The organism is Kitasatospora sp. NPDC050463 (assembly GCF_040655255.1).
GTDB lineage: Bacteria > Actinomycetota > Actinomycetes > Streptomycetales > Streptomycetaceae > Kitasatospora.
The window spans coordinates 121,799-141,417 of record NZ_JBFAJO010000010.1; the positions used below are offsets into that span (position 1 = coordinate 121,799).

Here is a 19,619-nt window from a genome sequence, read left to right on the forward strand (position 1 = left end):
CGGGGCTCCGAACCTCCGGCTCCGCACCCGTCCCTCCAGGAGATTCCCGTGACCACGCCGACCCCGCTGTCCGATCTCACCGGCGACTACGTCCTGGACCCGGCGCACACCCGGATCGGCTTCGTGGCCCGCCACGCGATGGTGACGAAGGTGCGCGGCGCCTTCCACACCTTCGAGGGCAGCGCCCACCTCGACGGCACCGACCCGAGCCGCTCCACCGCCCGGGTGTCGATCACCGCCGACAGCATCGACACCCGCAACGAGCAGCGCGACGGTCACCTGCGCACCAACGACTTCCTCGACGCGCCGAACCACCCGCAGATCACCTTCACCTCGACGCGCGTCGAGCAGCTGAGCACCACCACGTACCGGGTCAGCGGCGATCTCACCATCAAGGGCACCACCCGCCCGATCACCATCGACTTCGAGTACACCGGCAACGCCCGTGACCCCTACGGCAACCTCCGGGTCGGCCTGGAGGGATCGGTCACCATCAGCCGGAAGGACTACGGCGTCACCTGGAACGCCGCCCTGGAGGGCGGTGGCGTCCTGGTCGGCGACAAGATCGTGCTGGAGTTCGACATCTCCGCGGTCAAGCAGGAGTGACGGTCCGCCAGGAAGACCCGGGCCCTGTGGCGGAGACCCGCCGCAGGCTCCGCATGTGCGCCGCGTCCCTTCGGGGGCGCCCCGCGCGAGGCGCCGGTCAGGAGAGCACGGCAACCGCCTCGACCTCGACGAGCTGGTCGGTGTAGCCCAGCACCGTGACGCCGAGCAGGGTGCTGGGCGCGTCGTGGCTCCCCATGTACGTACGATAGATCTCCCACACCTTCGCCAGGTCCGCCTGGTCGGAGGAGGCGACGTACACGGTGGTCCGGACGAGGTCGGTCAACGCGGCGCCCTCGTCCTCCAGCACGGTGATCAGATTGCGCATCACCTGGTGGGCCTGGCCCTCGAAGTCGCCCACCGCGACCGTCCGGCCCTCGGCGTCGAGCGGGCAGGCGCCCGCCAGCCAGAGCGAGCGGACCGGCGCGTCCACGGATGCGGCGTAGGCGTAGTCCACCGCCTGGGTGAGCCGGTGGTTGCGGATCAGCCGGACAGTACCGCTCATGGGGGCTCCGTAGGTCGAACGGGTGTTTCCCCTCATCGTCGGCGCGCTTCTGATCACACGTCAAACCGTTTGACGGTCGGCGGTACTCGACCACGAACCCGGGGGCGGGCGCGGCTCCGACGGGCGGCGTTCATCCCGGGCGTGGCCGGGCCCGGCTCGCTTCACCGATCCCCCCGCGCCTCCGCCGCGCCCCCACACCCCCGGTTCACCGTCGCGGGTGATGGCGGGTCGCAGGTCCGGACCCCGATCCTGGTGCTCCACGAGACAAAGGGGTCCCAGCATGGTGCTTCGACTGCCGGGCCGGGGTGTCGGCCGCCGCCGGGTCCTGGGGCTGGTGCTGGGCGCGAGCGTCGTGCCGGCGCTCGCGACCGCCGCGGCGCGGGCGGCGCCGGCAGCGGTGCCGCCGGCCGCCCTGGGCCGCCGGGTGGCCGAGGTGGCGGCCGCGCAGATCGGCGTGCCGTACGCGTGGGGCGGCGGCGACCGGCTGGGCGCCGGCATCGGCTTCTGCGACGAGGAGAACGGCTACCTCGACGGCGAGTGCCTCGGCGAACACTCCGTCGGCTTCGACTGCAGCGGACTGGCCCTGTACTGCTGGTACCGGGCCAGTGGCGGCGCCGTGGACCTCGCCCACTACACCGTCGCGCAGTACCACCGCTCCGCGCCGGTCGCCCCGGCCGAGCTGCTCCCCGGCGACCTGCTCTTCTTCTCGCGCCCGGACGCGCCACTGCACCACGTCGGGGTTCACGCGGGCGACGGCGCGATGATCCACGCCGAGCGCACCGGCACCCTCGTCGCCCGGCTCCCGGGCGTCCTCGAAGACCCGCGCTGGGCCGCCGAGTTCGCCGGCGCCCGCCGCCCGCTGCCACTCGGCTGACGGGCCGACGGACCGGCTGACGGGCGGACGGGCGGACGGGCGGACGGGCGGACGGGCGGACGGGCGGACGGGCAAACCGACCCCCCGTCGTCTCAGGGCGCGCCCGGCAGGCCGTGGTGGACGCGGCGCAGCAGGTCGTGCAGGGCGTGGCGCTCCCGCACGTCGAGCGGGGCGAGGATCTCGTCCTGCACCGCCCGGGCCTCGGCGTCCAGTTCGGCCAGGGCCGCGCGGCCGGTCTCGGTGATGCTGACCGAGACGCGCCGGCGGTCCGCCGCGTCGCGCACGCGCTCGACCCAGCCGGCGGCGGCCAGCCGCTCGGTGACCTTGGCCATGTCGCTCGGGTCCACGCCGAGCCGCCGGACCAGGTCGCGCTGGGCGTGCGGCCCGAAGTCGGCGAGCGCGGCGAGCACCGCCATGTCCCAGAGCCGCAGACCGCGCCCGGCCAGCCGTTCGGCCAGCCGGCTCCGGGCGGTCTTGCCGATGCGGGAGAGCAGGTAGGTGCTGAGGTCCAGCAGTGTGGGCGGGGTGGTGCTCTCTGAGGTCACGACACAAGTCTAGGGTCACGCCCTATAGTGGGTGAGCACCTACTAATAACGGTGATCGCCCCGAGCCCAGGAGCCCGTCGTGGACGCCCTGTACAACCGCCTGCTCGTCACCCGTTTCGCCGAGTGCTTCGGCTTCTACCACGCGGTCCTGCCCCGCTTCACCAGCGCCGTCCTGGTCAAGGGCGAACCCGCGGGCCCCTACGCCAACTGGGACGTCGACGACCAGGCCGTGCTCGCGCTGTACGACCGCGCGATGATGGCCGCGACCCTGGGCACCGGCGAGCTCCCGGCCCGCCCGCCGGCCGCGCAGGACCGCGCGATGCTGGTCTTCCGCGTCGACGACGTGGACGACGCGCTCGCCTTCTGCCTCCGGCACGGCGGCACCGCGGTCATCGAGCCCACCGACCGCCCCGAGTGGGGCCCGAACCTGCGCAGCGCCCATCTGCGCGACCCCGACGGCCACTTGATCGAGCTGCAGTCCTACTGACCGCCGGGTGCACCCCGGCGCCCCGGGCGGGCCGCCCGTGGCGCCGGGGCCGGGCGCCACTACGCCGCGGCCGGCACGCCCTCCCACAGCTCGGCGCTGAACGCCCTGACCAGGGCCCCGATCCGGGCCAGCGCCTCCCCGGCCGGCAGGGGGTCGAGTCGGCGCCCGTCGCGCAACCGCAGGGCCACCCGCTCGTCCGCCGCCTCCCTGGGCCCGATCACCGCCTGGTACGGGACCGACCGGGCCTCCCGGATCCGCGCGCCCAGGCTGCCGTGTTCGGGCCCGGCGACCTCGACCCGCAGTCCCTGGTCGAGGCAGCGCCGGCGCAGTCGCTCGGCCTGCGGCACCTCGCCCTCGGAGACGGGCAGCAGGACCAGCTGGGTGGGCGCCAGCCAGGCCGGGAACGCGCCGCCGTACAGCTCGATCAGATGGGCGACGACCCGCTCGACGCTGCCGATCACGCTGCGGTGGACCATCACCGGCCGGTGCTTGGCCCCGTCGGCGCCGATGTAGTGCAGGCCGAACCGCTCCGGCTGGTGGAAGTCGATCTGCACGGTGGACAGGGTGGACTCGCGCCCGGCGGCGTCGGCGATCTGGACGTCGATCTTCGGACCGTAGAACGCCGCCTCCCCCTCGACCGCCTCGAACGGCACCCCGGTGCGCTCCAGCACCTCGGTCAGCAGCGCGGTGGCCCGCTCCCAGAGTACCGGATCGGCCACGTACTTCCCGCCCGCCCCGGGCAGCGAGAGCCGGTGGCGGACGGGGCGGATCCCGAGCGCGCGATGCGCCTCGCGGATCAGCTCCAGCGCGCCCACCGCCTCGTCGGCGGCCTGCTCGGGGGTGCAGAAGATGTGCGCGTCGTTCAGCTGGATCGCCCGGACCCGGGTGAGCCCACCCAACACGCCGGACCGCTCGGAGCGGTACATCCCGCCCAACTCTGCGATACGCAGGGGGAGTTCACGGTAGCTGCGGGCCCGTGAACGGTAGATCAGGGCGTGATGCGGACAGAGGCTGGGGCGCAGCACGACCTGCTCGGCCCCCAGGTCCATCGGGGGGAACATGTCGTCCCGGTAGTGCGACCAGTGTCCGGAGATCTCGTACAGCTCGCGTTTGCCGAGCACCGGCGAGTACACATGGCGGTAGCCGGCCCGCTGTTCACGCCCCCGGACGAACTCCTCCAGGGCGTGCCGCACGGCGGCGCCGTCGGGCAGCCAGTACGGCAGGCCGGCGCCCATCAGCGGGTCGGTGTCGAAAAGGTCGAGTTCGCGGCCGAGTCGGCGGTGGTCGTGCATGGTGGCGGTCTCCACTCGGAATCTGCGGGGTGACGCCTGCGGTGGGGATCCGCAGGCGGCGCTCCCGGGGCCGAGTGGACCGGGTACGACGAAGCCCCGGGGCACTCGGGCCCCGGGGCTTCGGACTAGGTCAGCAGTCAGCGCACCGGGACTCTCTCCGGCGTCGTCGTCAGGACGGCTGCAGCGCGCTTCATGTCGCCCACGGTAACAGTGCGCCGACGCGTCCGGCGAGCCCTTTTCGCCGGCCGGTGACGGCCGGCGCACCCGGTGGAGAACCCGGTGGACGCTCAGTGCAGAACGACGCAGCCGCGCTCCGTGAGGGCGGCGAGCAGCCGGGGCGGCGGCGCCACCTCGTTCCACCGCAGGTCGAGCTTTTCCAGTGCGGGCAGCTCGGCCAGCCAGTGCGGCAGCGCGGTCAGCCGGTTGCTCCGCAGGTCCAGTCGGCGCAGCAGTGGCAGTTCGGCGAGCACGGGCGGGATCTCGGTGAAGGCGTTGTCCCGAAGGTCGAGCTCGCGCAGCGCGGTCAGGTTGGCGACGGAGGAGGGAAGACCGGTCAACGCGTTGCCGCGCAGCCAGAGTTCGCGCAGCGCGCCGAGCCGGCCGAGGGTGTCCGGGAGGCCGGTGAGCCGGTTGTGCTGGGCCCGTAGCTCCACGAGGGCGGTCATCGCGCCCAGTGCGTCCGGCAGTTCGCCGATCCGGTTCTCGCCGACGTTGAGGTAGCGCAGGGCGGCGAGCCCGCCGAGGCTGTCCGGCAGGGTGGTGAGCGCGTTGTCGTGCAGGTAGAGGAAGTCGCGCAGCCCGGTGAGCTCGCCGATCGCCTCGGGCACGGTGGTGAGACCGTTGTGTCCGAGGTCGAGGGTGCGCAGCCGTCGCAACCGTCCGATCCCGGGCGGCAGTTCGGTCAGCCCGGTCTCGGCCAGGATGAGGACGGTCAGGTCGGTGCGGTCCCAGACGGAGTCCGGCACCGACCCGAGCGGCTGCCGCCAGAGGTTGAGAGTCAGGTCTGTCACACGGGCATTCTCCCCCGGTCACGCGGTGGCGGACGGGGCGGCGGTCGCCACCGTCCGCAGCCGTGCAACCGGCCGCCCCCGCGCCGAGCCCCTGCGCGGTGGCGGCGGTGCACAGCGGGAGCGCCGGCGCCAGGAGGAGGGAGGACCACGTCATCGACCCCGAGGGCCCGGCCCACGTCCCGCCGGACCTGACGAGGCCTCCGGAGCCGTGTGCGTCAGGCCGGGTTCACCGGGCCGGAGCCTCGGCCGTTGGCCAGGGTGCGGTCGAGGAGGGGGAGCAGACGGTCCCAGTGACGCTGCAGCCCGGAGGGGTTGAAGGCATCGGTGTCGGACATGGTGAAGCCGTGGACGGTGCCGGGGTAGATCTCGGAGGTGTAGCTGACACCTGCGGCGTCCAGCGCCTGGTTGAGCTCGCCGAGGGCCTCGGGCGTCAGGTCGGTTTCGGCGTGGCCGAGGTGGACCTGGGCGGTGAGCTCGGAGAGGAGGCGCTGCAGGCCGTCGGGCCCGTCGGCGCCCACGGGGCCGTGGAATCCGGCGACGGCGGCGACCTGGCCGGGGTGGGCCGCGGCGGTGCGCATCGCCAGGAGGCCGCCGATACAGTAACCGGTCACCGCGACCGGTCCGGCGCCGACCTCGGGCTGGGTGGTGAGGAACCTGAGGTAGGCGTCGGCGTCGCTCAGGACACGTTCGGGGGTGTGCGCCTCGATCAAGGGCATCAACTGGGCGAAGACCGCGGGCCGGGCCTCTGCTCCGATGTGCTCGGGAAGTTCGATCACCGGCGCCGGGCCGTGCCGGTAGAAGAGGTTGGGGACGAGCACGTAGTACCCGTGCCCGGCCAGTTCGCGGGCCATCTCCCGCAGCACGGGCCGGATGCCGAAGCCGTCCGGGTACATCAGCACCCCCGGGTGCCGCTCGCCGTGGTCGGGGTGGGCGGCGAAGGCGTCGGCCCGGCCGTCCGTGGTGGGAATCTGCACCATCTTGCTGGGAATGGCGGGTCTTCCTTCCTTGGAGTTCACCGAATTGACGTTCACTGCACCAACGTTTCGGTGCGAATGACCGTACATCGTTAGTCTGACTAACGCAAAGGGTAGGATGGACGGCATGACCAGAGCCGAAGCCGCGGACCTGCCCGACGACGGCGCGCGCAAGACGCCCGACAGGCTGCGGCAACGGGCGAGCCGCCAGTTGTCGCAGCTGACCACGCGGTCGGACCGGCTGATCAACGAGGGGCTGGCCCGGGTCGACGCCCGCAAGTGGCACTACGCCGTGCTCGCCTCGCTGCAGGACTGCGGGCCGGGCAGCCAAGCGGAGCTGAGCGGGCGCACTGGCATCTACCGCAGCGACATGGTCGGCGTGCTCAACGAACTGGCCGAGCGTGACCTCGTCGAGCGGGCGCCGGATCCCGACGACCGGCGCCGCAACGTCATCACGATCTCCGCCCGGGGCGGCCGCCACCTACGTCGCCTCGACAAGGTCCTGGACGACCTCCACGACGAACTGCTCGCGCCGTTGAGTCCGACCGAACGCGACCAGTTCGTGCAGTTGCTCACCCGCTTGCTGGACCACCACACCCGGATCTCCTGACCGGACATCCACCTGACGGAAGGTGGTCGACGCCGGACCGACCGACCGGAAGGATCGATCGAGCCCGTCTCCCGGGCGATTCGCACGGGCTGATCACGACCCACTACGTGCCTCAGACGTGCAGGGTGCCGTCCAGGACGGTGACCGCGCTTCCGGTGAGGTGGACGCGGTCGCCGTGCAGGGCCGTCCGGACCAGGCCCGTGCGGGCGGACACCTGGAGGCCGGCGAGCCGGTCACGACCCAGGCGGGCCGACCAGTACGGGGCGAGCGCGGTGTGGGCGCTGCCCGTGACCGGGTCCTCCGGGATGCCCCGGGCAGGCGCGAAGAAGCGGGAGACGAACTCGTACTCGCCCCCGTCCTGGGCGGCCGGCGCCGTGACGATGATGCCGCGGATGTCCTCACGGAGCGTCAGGGCGGCCAGCTCCTCCAGTCGGGGGGCCAGCGTGCGAACGGCGGCTTCGTCCGGCAGGACGGCCAGCAGGTCACCGAGCGGGCCGGTGTGCCAGGTCGACTCGGGTTCGACCGTCAGCGCCTCGGACAGTCCCTTCGGGACCGGGACCTCCGTGCCGGGGGCGGCCGGGAAGTCCAGGGTGACGCCCCCGGACTCGTCGGTGTGCGTGACGAGGACCCCGTGGTGGCGGCTGCTGAACCGCACGGTGCCGACGATCCCCCGCTCGGTGCGGAGCGCGTGTGCCGTGGCCAGGGTGGCGTGGCCGCAGAGGGTGGCCTCCACGACGGGGGTGAACCAGCGGATGGCCCAGTCGGCCTCGGCGTCGCCGGCCGACGGAAGGGCGAACGCGGTCTCGGAGTGGTTCAGTTCGGCGGCCACCTGCCGCATCCAGGTGTCGTCCGGCCACTCCCCCGCCGGCAGGAGGCACACACCTGCCGGGTTTCCGGCGAACGGACGGTCAGTGAAGGCGTCGACCACGTGAATTCGCATGCCGGGACGATAGCGGCGGCCCCGGCGGCCCACCATGGCCAATCGAGGATGATTGGCCTGGGTCCGGACCGGCGGGCGGCGGTTCGGCCCGATGCGTCCCGGGCACCGGGCGGACGAACTGTCGCCCGCCCGGCGCCCTGCATGCGGGGCCGCGACCCCGGCATGAGCCTGCGTCACATGTTGATCATGTGACCGGCCAGGCCGTGAATGGCTTCCTTGACCGCCTCGCCGAGGGTCGGGTGGGCGTGCACGTTGCGGGCCACCTCGTGCACGGTGAGGTCCCACTGCTGGGCCAGGGTCAGCTCCGGCAGCAGCTCGGTCACCTCGGGGCCGATCAGGTGGGCGCCCAGCAGCTCGCCGTGCTTGCCGTCGCTGATGACCTTGACGAAGCCGATCGGGTGGCCGAGGCCGTGCGCCTTGCCGTTGGCGGTGAACGGGAACTTCGCGACCTTGACGTCGTAGCCCAGCTCGCGGGCCTGCGCCTCGGTGTAGCCGAAGCTGGCGATCTGCGGCTGGCAGTAGGTGGCGCGCGGGATCATCGCGAAGTCGAGTTCCATGGTCTCGGCCCCGCCGATGGTCTCGGCGGCGATCACGCCCATCGACTCGGCCGCGTGGGCCAGCATCAGCTTCGCCGTCACGTCACCGATCGCGAAGATGTGGTCGACGCTGGTGCGACCCCGGCCGTCGACGTCGATGGCGCCCCGGTCGGTGAGCTTCACACCGGTGTTCTCCAGGCCGTAGCCGTTCACCCGGGGCGCGAAGCCGATCGCCTGGAGCACCTTGTCGGCCTCCAGCACCTGCTGCTGCCCGTCGCGGGTGACGGTGACCCTGACCTTGGCGGCCGGGTCGCTGTCGTCGATCGACTCCACCCGGGTCGAGGTGAGCACCTCGATGCCGAGCTTGCGGTACTGCTTGCCGAGCTCGGCGGAGACCTCGGCGTCCTCCAGCGGCACCATCCGGTCGAGGAACTCGACGATGGTGACCTTCACACCGTAGTTGTGCAGCACGTACGCGAACTCGACGCCGATCGCGCCGGCGCCCGCGATGATGATGCTGCCCGGCAGCTCCTCGGTGAGGATCTGCTCCTCGTAGGTGACGACGCGCTCGCTGAGGCTGGTGCCGGGGAGCAACCGGGTGGTGGCACCGGCCGCGATGATGCAGTGGTCGAAGGTGACGACCTCGAAGCCGCCGCCGGTCAGCGCGACCTGGAGGGTGCGGTCGTCGACGAAGGTGCCCCGGCCGTCGTACTCGGTGATGCCGTTCTTCTTCATCAGGTAGTGGACGCCCTTGACCCGGCCGTCCGCGACGGTCCGGCTGCGGCGGAACGCCTCGCCGAAGTCGAAGCTCACCGTGCCCTCGACCTTGATGCCGAAGGTCTTGGCCTCCTTGGTGAAGATGTGTGCCAGCTCGGCGTTGCGCAGCAGTGCCTTGGAGGGGATGCAGCCGACGTTGAGGCAGACCCCGCCCCAGTACTTGGCCTCGATGACGGCGGTCCGCAGGCCCAGCTGGGCGGCGCGGACGGCGGCGGTGTAGCCGCCGGGACCCGCGCCGAGGACGACGACGTCGTAGTGCGTGCTCATGATGCTGACTCCTCCGAGGGTGTCACGGTGACGTGATCTCGGTGCCATGGTGTCAGGAGCCCGTGCGGCGCACTCATCGACCCCGGCCGATCGGCCTCCCCCGGGTACGGCCTCCCCCGGTTACGGCACGGCCCGCCGAGGCCGGGCGGGCCTGGCAGGGCACGGCGGGGCGGGGTACGGCACAGCACAGCACGGGTCAGGCCTGGTCGGCGCACGACAGACGCACGACAGGCGCACGTCCCGGGGCCCCGCAGTGAGGGCGGGGCCCCGGACGGTCAGGCCGCGACCTCGTGCGCGTGGCCCTCCTGCAGGCCGCCGCCGCTGCCGGCCTGGCCGTCGGTGTGCTGCGGCGTCACCGGCGCGTGCAGCGAGGAGAGGTCCCAGGCGTAGGTGCCGACGGCGTCGGCGATCACGTCGATGTTGACGTCGAAGGCCTCCATGTCGAGGTTGTCCAGGTTGTCGCAGGCCTTGTGGTAGCACTTGTCGAAAGCCACCCCGGCGGTGCCGCCGTAACGCGCCGCCTGCGCCGCGGACTTGATCACCTCGGCGCCGGTGTCGGTGCCGCCGGCCGGGATTCCGGCGTCGATGAACGGGCCGTAGTCGGAGCGGCCGGTGAAGTCGGTGCCCTCGTGCGGCAGGCCCCGGCGGTCCAGGTAGTCGGTGATGCGCCGCTCCAGCTGCGCCGAGCCGTCCGGGCCGGGGCCGGAGCCGACGTGGTCGGAGTCGTCGCCGTCGTAGACGAACTGGGCGGAGTTGGGCGAGGCGATCATGTCGAAGTTCAGATAGAGCTTGATCTTCTTCTGCTCGGCCTCGGAGAGCGACGCCACGTAGGCCTCTGAGCCCTTGAGCCCGAACTCCTCGGCGGACCACCAGGCGAACCTGACCTTGTTCTTGACCGGCCGGTTGCCGAGGTTCTTCGCCACCTCCAGGACGCCCGCCGAGCCGGAGCCGTTGTCGTTGATGCCCGGGCCCGCCACCACGGAGTCGAGGTGGGAGCCGATGACGACGGTGTTCGCCGGGTCGCCGCCGCGGGTCTCGGCGATGACGTTCCAGGTCTTGCGCTTCTCCATGAAGGTGCGGATGTCCAGCCCGACGGTGACCGGGCCGGCCGCGGCCCGGGCGACCAGCGCCTCGCCGGCCGCCTTGCTGATCCCGCCGGTCGGGAGCCGGCCGGCCGTCGGGTCCCCGAGGGTGCCGTTGAGGTCGCCGTCGGTGTTGTTGTACACGATCGCGCCGAGCGCGCCCGCGTCCGCCGCCGCGGCCGCCTTGACGGCGAAGCTGCAGCCGCCGCGCTTGATCAGCGCGATCCGGCCGGTGAACGCGCCGGCCGCGTAGTCGCCCGCCTCGCAGCCGGTGGTGCCGTCCACCGGAACGACGGCGAGCGGTGCGGTCAGACCGCCCTCCGGGCCGCCGACGGAGTACGTCATGGCGATCACCGGCACGTCCTCGGCCTGCGGCGACACCACGGTCAGCCGCTGCGCGAGTGCCTGGAAGAAGGTGTACTCGAACTCCTGCTTCGACACCTTCAGCCCGGCCTGGCGGGCCTGGTCGTAGACGTAGCGGGCGGACTCGTCGTGTCCGCGCGAGCCCGCCACGCGGTTGCCGCCGTTGCGGTCCGCGATCCGCTGGAACGCCGCCAGCGTGCGGTGGGCGCTGTCCGCGCTGCTCTCGTCGACGAGCCTGGCGGCCAGCTTGGCGCCCTTTCGACCCGGGTCCGGATCGGCCGCGGCGCTCCCGGTACCGACGAGCAGCAAGGGGGTCACCAGCGCCGCCACCGCCAGCGCGGAGCTCGCGACCCGGCGGGTCCGGGCAGTCCCCGGGCGGGGTGAGGCGGTCGGGCGGCTGGTCCGAGCATTCACGGCAAGTCCTTCCGAGAGTCCATGGAGATCCCGATTTGACATGCTCGGCGTCACATTTCCAACCCTGACGCGAAAGCTGACCGGATGCGGACAGCCGACAGCGCGGCGATCCTGGAGAGGTGGGGACGTCTCATCCAGGAGTGTGACCGAATGTCCATGATCGACAAGATCAAGCAGATGCTGAAGGGCCACGAGGACCAGGCCGACAGGGCCGTCGAGAAGGCGGGGGACACCGTCGACCAACACACCCAGGGCAAGTACAGCGGCCAGGTCGACACGGCCCAGGAGAAGGCCAAGGAGCAGTTCCGCGACCAGCCTCCCCAGTAGCCCGCCGGCACCGCTCGGCCACCCGTGCGAACGTACGGCACCCCGGCCCGGCCCACGTGATGACGCGTGCTCCCGGACCGGGGTGCCGTACGTTCGCACCCCCGAACGGCCACCCCGGAGCGGCCCCATGCACCTCGCGAGCGCCCGCCGCACGGCTGCGCTCCGAGCGCCCCTGCGGACGCCTCCCGAACCCCTCCCACCAGGAGGGCTTTACACACTCATTACCATTGGCACGGTAGCGCTTCCGCGTGTCGCACGCGGTGCGGCGCCGGCCGGCCCGTCGGGGCCACCGGCCGCCCGCCGGGCCGGCCCTGTTCCGGCAGATGTCGCGCACGCCAGCGGGAAGCCCTGACGAGAGGACAGCCGCCGTGTCGATCCCCCGTGTCCGGACCACTCCCCTGCCCGGCGTCGGCGTCCAGTACGACCTCACCACCCGAGAACAACGGCACCTGTCCGTCATCGCCCACCGCGACGGCTCACGCAGCCTCAACGTCTACCGCTCGGACGACCCCGACGCCTGCGCGCAGGCGTTCCGGCTGACGGCCGAGGAGTCCACCGCCCTGGTCGACGCCCTGACGCCCGCTCACCACAACCCGGGTCTGCTGCACACCACCGACCTGGGCCTGGTCGCCGAGCGCCTCCCCGTCGACGGCACCTCCCACTGGAACGGCCGACTGCTCGGCGACACCCGGATGCGCACCGCGACCGGCGCCTCGATCGTCGCCGTGCTGCGCCGCACCGGCGCCGTCCCCTCCCCCGCGCCCGACTTCCGGCTGGCCGGCGGCGACATCCTGATCGTGATCGGCACCCGCGAGGGCGTGGACGCCGCCGCCGCGATCCTGGGCAGGGAGTGATCGGATGCACACTGCAAGCGTCTTCATCGAACTCGGCTCGGTCATCCTGATGCTGGGCCTGCTCGGCCGAATAGCCGGCCGGTACGGGTTCTCACCCATCCCGCTCTACCTGCTCGGCGGGCTGGCCTTCGGCAAGGGCGGGCTGCTACCGCTCAGCGCCAGCGAGGAGTTCGTGGCCACCGGCGCCGAGATCGGCGTCGTCCTGCTGCTGTTGATGCTGGGTCTGGAGTACACCGCCGCCGACCTGATGACCAACCTCAAGGCCCAGTACCCGGCCGGCGCCGTCGACTTCCTGCTCAACGCGGTGCCCGGCGCGGCAGCCGCGCTACTGCTCGGATGGGGCCCGGTCGCCGCCGTGGTGCTGGCCGGTGTCACCTGGATCTCCTCCTCCGGGGTGATCGCCAAGGTGCTCGGCGACCTCGGCCGGCTCGGCAACCGGGAGACCCCGGTGATCCTCAGCATCCTGGTGCTGGAGGACCTGGCGATGGCCGTCTACCTGCCGATCCTGACCGCACTGCTGGCCGGCGCCGGGCTGCTCGCCGGCTCGCTCACCCTCGCCATCGCGCTCGCCACCGCCGGCGCCGTGCTCTTCGTCGCCCTCCGCTACGGCCGGGTGATCTCGAAGTTCGTCTCGCACGACGACCCGGAGAAGCTGCTGCTGGTCGTCCTCGGGCTCACCCTGCTGGTCGCCGGCCTCGCGCAGCAGCTCCAGGTGTCGGCGGCGGTCGGGGCCTTCCTGGTCGGCATCGCCCTCTCCGGCGAGGCCGCCGAAGGCGCGCACACCCTGCTCAGCCCGCTGCGGGACCTCTTCGCGGCGGTCTTCTTCGTGTTCTTCGGGCTCAGCACCGATCCCACCAGCATCCCGCCCGTCCTGCTGCCCGCGCTGCTGCTGGCCCTGGTCACCGCGCTCACCAAGGTCGCCACCGGGTACTGGGCCGCCCGCCGTGCCGGGATCGCCGACCGCGGTCGCTGGCGGGCCGGCGGGGCGCTGGTCTCGCGCGGGGAGTTCTCGATCGTCATCGCCGGTCTCGCCGTCACCGCGGGCATCGAACCCGAGCTGGGCCCGTTCGCCACCGCGTACGTGCTGATCCTGGTGGTCACCGGACCGCTCGCCGCCCGGTCCACCCAACCCGCGGTGGAGCGGCTCGGCGCGCTGCGCGGCCGCGGGCGGGGACGGGGGCGCTGGGCACCCGCCGTGCGGGACGCGCCGGCCGCCGAACGGCTGCCGGGGACCGGCCCGGAGGACGCAATCGCACCCGGGGGTGTCGCACCGGACGGACTCGCGCACGACGCGTACGACGGACCCGCGCACGGCGAACTCGCGCACGGCGGACCCGCGCAGGAGCAACCGGCCAACGGGCTCCCGCGCTGACCACGGCCCCGGGGCGGATCAGGAGGCCCGATTCGCCCCGGGGTCCACGCCCGGCCCCGCCGCCGGGGCCGCCCGCGGATGCACGGCCGGGTGCACGGTCGGGGCCGCCGCCGGCTCCGCCCCGGGCTCGGGCTCGGGCTCGGGCTCGGGCTCGGGCTCGGGCTCGGGCTCGGGCTCGGGCTCGGGCTCGGGCCGGGCACCGCAGTCCGGACAGGGTTCCGGCCCGGTCCGCTCGCGCAACCGCCCGCAAGCCGGGCAGACCCGGTCCAGCCAGCAGGCCGGTTCGCCGCCTTCGTCCATACCGCCGATTCTGCCCGGCCCACCCCCGCGACGGCGAGTAGACACTGTCTACTCCGCTTTGGTAGACAGTGTCCATGAACGATCAGGACACGGGTCTGCGCGCCCGACTGGTGGCGGCCGGCGTCGAACTGGTGACCGGCGAGGGCGTGCACGCGCTCACCCTGCGCGAGATCGCCCGCCAGGCCGGCGTCTCGCACGGCGCGCCACGCCGCTACTTCGCCACCCATGTCGAACTGTTGTCCGCCATCGCCCGGCACGGCTTCGACGAACTGGCCGCCGCCCTCGCCGATGCGGACCACGCCGCGGGTACCGGCCCGCGCGAACGGCTCGCCGCCCTCGCCCACGCCTACCTCGACTACGCGGCCGCCGCGCCCGGCATGTTCGAGCTGATGTTCCGTCACGATCTGCTTGAGGGCAGCGGCATCGGCCTGCGCCGGACCAGCCTTCCGCTCTTCGAGACCCTCACCCTTCTGGTCGCCCAGGTGCGGCCGCCGAGCGGTGCGGAGCCCGCAGTCGTCGCCGGTGCGCTCTGGGCCAATCTGCACGGCCTCGCCCAGCTCCGCGCCTGGGGCAGTCTGCAACTCGCCACCGGCGGCGACGACGTCGAGCCGCTGCTGCGCGCCGCCCTCGCCGCCCACCTCGGCCCGGAGGCCCGGTGACCACGTCCGCGCGTCAACGTCTCACCCTGGCCGGCAGCATCACCGGCGCCGCGATCGTGGCCCTGGACGGCACGGTGCTCACCGTCGCCCGGCCCACGATGCAACACGACCTGGACGCCTCCTTCACCGCCGTGCAGTGGACCAGCACCGCGTACCTGATCGCGGTCGCCGGCCTGCTGGTCTTCGCCGGGCGGCTGGGCGACCGCTACGGGCACCAACGCGTCTTCGCCATCGGCGTGCTGGGCTTCGCCGCCACCTCCGCCGCGATCGGCCTGGCGCCCGGCGTCGGCTGGGTGATCGGCCTGCGCGTCGCCCAGGGCGTGGCGGGCGCGCTGCTGCAACCGGCGACCCTGGGCATGCTGCGCGCGGCCTACCCGGCCGACCGGCTCGCCATGCCGATCGCCCTGCGCACCAGCGCGATCGGGCTGGCGGCCGCGGCCGGACCGGTCGTCGGCGGGGCGCTGACCGCCCAACTGGGCTGGCGAGCCGTCTTCTTCCTCACCGTCGCCCCCGCCGTCGCGGCCGGGCTCGCCGCCCTGGCGGTGCGGATTCCGCAGCCGCCGGCCGACCCGGCCACCGGATCCCTGCGCTCGCTCGACCTGGCGGGCGCGGGCCTGCTCGCGGCGACGCTGGCCTGCCTGGTGCACACGCTCGTCGGCGTGCCCGAGCACGGCTGGACGGCGACCACGCAGTTCGGCCTCGTCGCCGCCACGCTGCTCGGCTTCGCCTTCTTCCACCAGCAGCGACGTGCGGCGCACCCGTTGCTGCCGCCGAGGGTGATCGCGTCGCCCACGGTCGGGTCGGCGCTCGGGGTGCTGCTGACCGCGTCCGCGGCGCTCTTCGGGACGCTGTTCCTGGCCACCTACTTCCTGCAGGACGTGCTCGGCCTGGACCCGTTCCAGTGCGGGCTCCGGGCGCTGCCGCTGGCCGTCACCATGGTGGCCGCCGCCCCGGCCGCCGCCGTGCTGATGCGCCGTCACGGGGCCCGCGCCACGGCCGGGGCGGGGATGCTGCTGGTCACGCTCGGTGCCGTGCTCGCCGCCCGGTTCGACGAGTCGTCCGGAGCCGTCGCGATCGGCAGCAGCTTCCTCCTGCTGGGCACCGGGTTCGGCACGGTGATGGTCACCGCCACCGCCGTGCTCGTCCGCGACGCCTCGGTGGCCGACGCGGGTGTCGCCGGGGGCCTCCAGCAGACCGTGATGAACATCGGCCCCACCCTCGGCACGGCCGTCGCGACCCTGCTGAGCGCGGGCCGGCCGCTCGTGGCCGCCATGGGCCCGGCCCTGCTCGCCCTCGCGGCCGTGGCCGCCGTCGGCGCCCTGCTCACCACCCGGCTCCCGGGGCAGGCCCGGGCAGCGGTGGCCGAGGTGCGGCGTCCGGGCTGACCGCGCGAAGCGCGCACCGCGAACGCGGCGGGCGCGGCGAGGGGCTGGGGCGCGGCGAGGGGCTGGGGCGTGGCGAGGGGCTGGGCGTCATCGCGCGGGCTCCGACGACCGGCTGACCCCGGCGCCCGACCCGGCCGGCTCGACAGGGTCGACGGGATCGGCGGGGTCGGCCTGCTCGGCGGGGTCGGCGGGGCCTGTCGGTACGGACCGCCCCGCCGAGCCGGGCCGTCGGCGCTGCACCGCCGGCAGGCGCATCAGGACCAGTTGGGTCACCGCGCCGACCGACATGCCCGCCCAGAGACCGGCCACCCCGAACGGGCCCGACAGCCCCACGCCGGCGGCGAGTTGGACGGTGAGCCCGACCAGAACGGCCACCACCAGCGCGCGGCCCGCCCCGGTGGCCTGCAGCACGCCGCCGAGCGCCACCACCAGGGCGTACGGCAGCAGGTAGAGCCCGGCCATCCGCAGGAAGCCGACGGACTGGGCGGCCACCGCCCGGTCCTCGGTGAACAGCGCGGTGACCGGCACCGCCAGCGCCGCGCAGAGCACGGCGGCACCCGCACCGAGGGCTCCGGCCAGCCGGGCGGTGTCGCGCCCCAGGGTGCGCAGCCCGTCCGCGTCACCCGCGCCGGTGAGCCGGGCGGCCTCGATCGCGGCGGCCTGCCGTACGGCGTAGAAGGACATCGTCACGATCAACAGCACGCGGTAGCCCACCCCGTAGCCGGCGACGGCCGGGACGCCGAAGGCCGCGACCAGGCCGAGCTGCGCCGTGCCGACGCCCATCCGGGCGGTGAAGTCGAAGCCGAACGGCGCGCCCGCGGAGACGATCCGACGGGACTCCGGCAGGAGCCCGCCCGCCGGGGCGGTCAGCCGCTGCCGGCGCCGGAGCAGCACCGTGACGGCGAAGGCGGTGGCGCGCGAGGCGGTCAGCGCGACGGCCGCGCCCGTCACGCCGAGCGCCGGGAGCGGTCCGGCGCCGAAGATCAGCACCGGGTCGAGGACGAGCAGCAGCGCATTGCCCAGCAGGGCGAGCCGCATCGGCGTCCGGGTGTCACCGGTGCCCTTGAAGAGTTCGTCGGCCACCCGCTGACCGAAGAAGAGCCCGACCGCGGGGAAGGAGACCGCGAAGTAGTCCGCGGCGAGCGCGGCGGCGGGGCCGTCCAGGAAGGCGTCCGCGATCGGGTGGCGCAGCAGGAAGCCGGGCACGGCGAGCACCAGGCTGCCGTAGGCACAGAGCCGCCAGGCCGCCCGCGCGGTACGGCCGGCCGCCGCGAGGTCCGCCGCGCCGACGGCGTGCGAGATCCGCACGGTGGCGCCGGAGGCGACCACCAGGACCAGACCGAGCAGCAGGTTCTCGACGGTGCCGGCGAGGGTGACGGCGGCGACGGCCGGCCCGCCGAGCCGGCCCACCCAGAACGTCCCGATGACCGAGGCGATCACCCCGGACAGGAGCCCGGCGTAGACCGGCCCCGCCAACCCGATCAGCCTCGACAGGTGCCCTCGCATGGTCGTTCCCCCGGTCTCGTGGGCCTGGTCGGCCGCTCGCTCGCCATCTCGCCGTCTCGCCGTCTGGCTCCCTGGCCGTCTGGCTGTCTCGAATAGAGATACATCGATTCGATGCACCTCGGCAAGAGGTAGTATGACGGCCGGACGGAGCGCGCGACGACGGAAGGGCTGCACCGGTGCTCACCCTCGCGATTCTCGGCTTCCTGTACGACGAGCCGCTGCACGGCTACGAGTTGAAGTCACGGATCACCGGCCTGACCGGGCATGTCCGGCCCGTCAGCGACGGCGCGCTCTACCCCGCTATCGCCCGCCTGGAGAAGGCCGCGCTGCTGGAGCGTCACCGCGAGCCGGGCAGCGGCGCCGTGCCGAGGCAGATCCTGGAGCTCACCGCCGACGGCCGGGCCGAACTGCAGCGCCGCCTGGCCGACCCGGCCGAGGCCGAGATCTCCGACCAGATCCGGTTCTTCACGGTGGCCGCCTTCCTCGACCGCCTCACCGACCCGGCCGCGCAGGCCGCGGTGTTGCGCCGGCGTCTGGCGTTCCTGGAGACGCCGAGCAGCTTCTTCTACGACGCGCAGGGCCGGCCGGTCACGGCCGAGCAGGAGCCCAGCCCGTTCCGGCGGGGCATGCTGCTGGTCGCACGCGCGTCCGGCGCCGCCGAGCGGGCCTGGCTGGTCGCGACGATCGCCGAGCTGGAGGGCGACCGGGCGGCCTCCTGAGACCGGCCGTGGGGTCGGGGCCCCTCGGACGGATCCCGCCGGCGGGCAGCCGGGGCAGACCCCGGGCCGGGCCTCGGACCGGACCTCGGGCCGACGTCGGACCGGACCTGCTCGGCGGTCGCCTAGGGCACGCCGGGGCCGGCGCACAGGGGTGCGAAACGATCCGTCGAATCCCGTTCCGAGCCTGGCGCAGCAGGGCGTTGTCGTCGCTATGATGATCCGCCTCACACCATGGCGCCGCCGCGGGGTGAACCGTACGCGCCGGGCCATGCCCGCACCCCTGGAGGCCGCCGTGCCCACTGCCGACACCGGAACCGCCCGCCCGCAGCACCTGACGCGGGACGGCATCCCCGGCTGGTTCTTCAAGGTCGACCAGGAGGCCTTCGCCCACTTCCTCGCCGAACAGAGCACGGCGGGCCACACCGGCGACATCCTCGAACTGGGCACCTACCTCGGCCGGAGCGCCGTTCTGCTCGGCGACCACCTCCGGTCCGGCGAGCAGCTGACCGTCTGCGACCTGTTCGACTCCGAGGCGGGCGACGCCGACAACGCCGCCGAGATGACGATGTCCTACCGCAAGACCCTGACCAGGACCGCCTTCGAGGCCAACTACCTCGCGTTCCACCCGCAGTTGCCGGTCATCGTGCAGGCCGCCACCTCGGTACTGGCCGACCACCGGATCCCGGACGGCAGCTGCCGCTTCGTCCACATCGACGCCTCGCACCTCTACGAGCACGTCGCCGGGGACATCGAGGTGGCCCGGGCCGCGCTGGGCGAGAACGGACTGGTCGCGCTCGACGACTACCGCTCGGAACACACCCCCGGCGTCTCGGCGGCGGTCTGGCAGGCCGTGTTCACCGGCGGGCTGCGGCCGGTGCTGCTCACCCCGATGAAGTTCTACGGCACCTGGGGGGACGCCGAGGCGCTGCAGCGGGTGCTGCTCACCCGGGACTGGCGGGCCGACGGCTACACCGTGGACGAGGACTCCATCGCCGGTGCACGGGTGGTTCGGCTGAACTACGCGGTCAAGCCGGGTTCGGCCCAGCCGCACCGCTCGGCCCCGCGGCGCCTGGCGCTGGACCTGCTGCCTCCGGTCGCCACCCGCGCGACCAGGCGGCTCCTCCAGGCGCTGCGCGAGCGCCGCGCCGCCCGGCCGGTGGTCCGGACCGGCTGATCCGGCCGGTGGTCCGGATCGGCCGGGCTGCCGGGCTGCCGGGC

General features: G+C 73.4%; 20 protein-coding genes. 11 read left to right on the plus strand and 9 right to left on the minus strand.

Features of this window, described 5'->3' with window-relative positions:
- The first annotated feature begins 48 nt into the window (after positions 1–48).
- Positions 49–606, plus strand: coding sequence for a YceI family protein (locus AB0J08_RS09170; protein WP_360629365.1), 558 nt, complete (start codon positions 49–51; stop codon positions 604–606).
- Positions 607–703: 97 nt separating this feature from the next.
- Here the strand turns inward: AB0J08_RS09170 and AB0J08_RS09175 are convergent, their stop codons facing one another.
- Entirely contained in the window at positions 704–1,108 is a 405-nt protein-coding gene (locus AB0J08_RS09175; protein WP_360629368.1) for a RidA family protein, read from the minus strand.
- Between the two features lie 280 nt (positions 1,109–1,388).
- Between AB0J08_RS09175 and AB0J08_RS09180 the strand changes: the two genes are divergently transcribed.
- Complete coding sequence (locus AB0J08_RS09180) at positions 1,389–1,982, plus strand: C40 family peptidase (protein WP_360629371.1); 594 nt, start codon at positions 1,389–1,391, stop codon at positions 1,980–1,982.
- A gap of 92 nt (positions 1,983–2,074) precedes the next feature.
- Here the strand turns inward: AB0J08_RS09180 and AB0J08_RS09185 are convergent, their stop codons facing one another.
- Complete coding sequence (locus AB0J08_RS09185; RefSeq protein ID WP_360629374.1) at positions 2,075–2,527, minus strand: MarR family winged helix-turn-helix transcriptional regulator; 453 nt, start codon at positions 2,525–2,527, stop codon at positions 2,075–2,077.
- Between the two features lie 79 nt (positions 2,528–2,606).
- Here AB0J08_RS09185 and AB0J08_RS09190 point away from each other — a divergent pair, with 79 nt between their 5' ends.
- Positions 2,607–3,014, plus strand: a complete 408-nt coding sequence (locus AB0J08_RS09190) for a VOC family protein (protein ID WP_360629377.1) — start codon at positions 2,607–2,609, stop codon at positions 3,012–3,014.
- Between the two features lie 59 nt (positions 3,015–3,073).
- On the opposite strand, the gene thrS is transcribed toward AB0J08_RS09190, so the two are convergent.
- From thrS to AB0J08_RS09205, 3 genes are all read right to left on the minus strand, one after another.
- Complete coding sequence (gene thrS, locus AB0J08_RS09195) at positions 3,074–4,666, minus strand: threonine--tRNA ligase (protein WP_360629380.1); 1,593 nt, start codon at positions 4,664–4,666, stop codon at positions 3,074–3,076.
- Positions 4,594–5,316 (minus strand): leucine-rich repeat domain-containing protein, encoded by a 723-nt coding sequence (locus AB0J08_RS09200; RefSeq protein WP_360629383.1) that lies wholly within the window; start codon positions 5,314–5,316, stop codon positions 4,594–4,596. Before AB0J08_RS09200 ends, thrS begins: the two co-directional genes overlap by 73 nt.
- Before the next feature lie 215 nt (positions 5,317–5,531).
- Positions 5,532–6,305, minus strand: coding sequence for a dienelactone hydrolase family protein (locus AB0J08_RS09205; RefSeq protein ID WP_360629498.1), 774 nt, complete (start codon positions 6,303–6,305; stop codon positions 5,532–5,534).
- A gap of 112 nt (positions 6,306–6,417) precedes the next feature.
- Between AB0J08_RS09205 and AB0J08_RS09210 the strand changes: the two genes are divergently transcribed.
- Complete coding sequence (locus AB0J08_RS09210; RefSeq protein ID WP_360629386.1) at positions 6,418–6,900, plus strand: MarR family winged helix-turn-helix transcriptional regulator; 483 nt, start codon at positions 6,418–6,420, stop codon at positions 6,898–6,900.
- 112 nt (positions 6,901–7,012) lie between these two features.
- Here the strand turns inward: AB0J08_RS09210 and AB0J08_RS09215 are convergent, their stop codons facing one another.
- The 3 genes from AB0J08_RS09215 to AB0J08_RS09225 all read right to left on the minus strand — a co-directional run bounded on the left by AB0J08_RS09215 (position 7,013) and on the right by AB0J08_RS09225 (position 11,183).
- Positions 7,013–7,840 (minus strand): PhzF family phenazine biosynthesis protein, encoded by an 828-nt coding sequence (locus tag AB0J08_RS09215; protein ID WP_360629389.1) that lies wholly within the window; start codon positions 7,838–7,840, stop codon positions 7,013–7,015.
- A 173-nt stretch (positions 7,841–8,013) separates the two neighbouring features.
- Positions 8,014–9,420 (minus strand): dihydrolipoyl dehydrogenase, encoded by a 1,407-nt coding sequence (lpdA, locus tag AB0J08_RS09220; RefSeq protein ID WP_360629392.1) that lies wholly within the window; start codon positions 9,418–9,420, stop codon positions 8,014–8,016.
- A 275-nt stretch (positions 9,421–9,695) separates the two neighbouring features.
- On the minus strand, positions 9,696–11,183 hold the full coding sequence (locus AB0J08_RS09225) for a M28 family metallopeptidase (protein ID WP_360629502.1): 1,488 nt from the start codon (positions 11,181–11,183) through the stop codon (positions 9,696–9,698).
- Between the two features lie 246 nt (positions 11,184–11,429).
- Between AB0J08_RS09225 and AB0J08_RS09230 the strand changes: the two genes are divergently transcribed.
- The 5 genes from AB0J08_RS09230 (at position 11,430) to AB0J08_RS09250 (ending at position 16,176) form a co-directional block, all read left to right on the plus strand.
- Complete coding sequence (locus AB0J08_RS09230) at positions 11,430–11,606, plus strand: antitoxin (protein WP_360629395.1); 177 nt, start codon at positions 11,430–11,432, stop codon at positions 11,604–11,606.
- A gap of 368 nt (positions 11,607–11,974) precedes the next feature.
- The gene (locus AB0J08_RS09235; RefSeq protein WP_360629398.1) at positions 11,975–12,460 is read left to right on the plus strand and encodes a TrkA C-terminal domain-containing protein; all 486 of its coding nucleotides are present in this window, start codon (positions 11,975–11,977) and stop codon (positions 12,458–12,460) included.
- 4 nt (positions 12,461–12,464) lie between these two features.
- Complete coding sequence (locus AB0J08_RS09240) at positions 12,465–13,832, plus strand: cation:proton antiporter (protein WP_360629401.1); 1,368 nt, start codon at positions 12,465–12,467, stop codon at positions 13,830–13,832.
- Positions 13,833–14,206: 374 nt separating this feature from the next.
- On the plus strand, positions 14,207–14,791 hold the full coding sequence (locus AB0J08_RS09245) for a TetR/AcrR family transcriptional regulator (RefSeq protein WP_360629404.1): 585 nt from the start codon (positions 14,207–14,209) through the stop codon (positions 14,789–14,791).
- Positions 14,788–16,176: an MFS transporter gene (locus AB0J08_RS09250; RefSeq protein WP_360629407.1), complete on the plus strand. Its 1,389-nt coding sequence runs from the start codon at positions 14,788–14,790 to the stop codon at positions 16,174–16,176. Before AB0J08_RS09245 ends, AB0J08_RS09250 begins: the two co-directional genes overlap by 4 nt.
- Before the next feature lie 87 nt (positions 16,177–16,263).
- Here AB0J08_RS09250 and AB0J08_RS09255 read toward each other — a convergent pair whose 3' ends face one another.
- Entirely contained in the window at positions 16,264–17,682 is a 1,419-nt protein-coding gene (locus AB0J08_RS09255; protein ID WP_360629410.1) for an MATE family efflux transporter, read from the minus strand.
- Positions 17,683–17,858: 176 nt separating this feature from the next.
- Between AB0J08_RS09255 and AB0J08_RS09260 the strand changes: the two genes are divergently transcribed.
- Positions 17,859–18,401 carry a PadR family transcriptional regulator gene (locus AB0J08_RS09260; protein ID WP_360629413.1) on the plus strand — a complete coding sequence of 181 codons (543 nt, stop codon included), beginning with the start codon at positions 17,859–17,861 and terminating at the stop codon, positions 18,399–18,401.
- A 268-nt stretch (positions 18,402–18,669) separates the two neighbouring features.
- A complete protein-coding gene (locus AB0J08_RS09265; protein WP_360629416.1) occupies positions 18,670–19,575 on the plus strand; it encodes a class I SAM-dependent methyltransferase in 906 nt (301 codons plus the stop codon).
- Positions 19,576–19,619 lie beyond the last annotated feature (44 nt).

Excerpts from the sequence above, each read along its gene's own strand:
- AB0J08_RS09175 (WP_360629368.1), bottom strand. The coding sequence starts at position 1,108 with ATGAGCGGTACTGTCCGGCTGATCCGCAACCACCGGCTCACCCAGGCG.
- AB0J08_RS09180 (WP_360629371.1), top strand. The coding sequence starts at position 1,389 with ATGGTGCTTCGACTGCCGGGCCGGGGTGTCGGCCGCCGCCGGGTCCTG.
- AB0J08_RS09210 (WP_360629386.1), top strand. The coding sequence starts at position 6,418 with ATGACCAGAGCCGAAGCCGCGGACCTGCCCGACGACGGCGCGCGCAAG.
- AB0J08_RS09215 (WP_360629389.1), bottom strand. The coding sequence starts at position 7,840 with ATGCGAATTCACGTGGTCGACGCCTTCACTGACCGTCCGTTCGCCGGA.
- lpdA (WP_360629392.1), bottom strand. The coding sequence starts at position 9,420 with ATGAGCACGCACTACGACGTCGTCGTCCTCGGCGCGGGTCCCGGCGGC.
- AB0J08_RS09230 (WP_360629395.1), top strand. The coding sequence starts at position 11,430 with ATGTCCATGATCGACAAGATCAAGCAGATGCTGAAGGGCCACGAGGAC.
- AB0J08_RS09240 (WP_360629401.1), top strand. The coding sequence starts at position 12,465 with ATGCACACTGCAAGCGTCTTCATCGAACTCGGCTCGGTCATCCTGATG.
- AB0J08_RS09245 (WP_360629404.1), top strand. The coding sequence starts at position 14,207 with ATGAACGATCAGGACACGGGTCTGCGCGCCCGACTGGTGGCGGCCGGC.
- AB0J08_RS09255 (WP_360629410.1), bottom strand. The coding sequence starts at position 17,682 with ATGCGAGGGCACCTGTCGAGGCTGATCGGGTTGGCGGGGCCGGTCTAC.
- AB0J08_RS09265 (WP_360629416.1), top strand. The coding sequence starts at position 18,670 with ATGCCCGCACCCCTGGAGGCCGCCGTGCCCACTGCCGACACCGGAACC.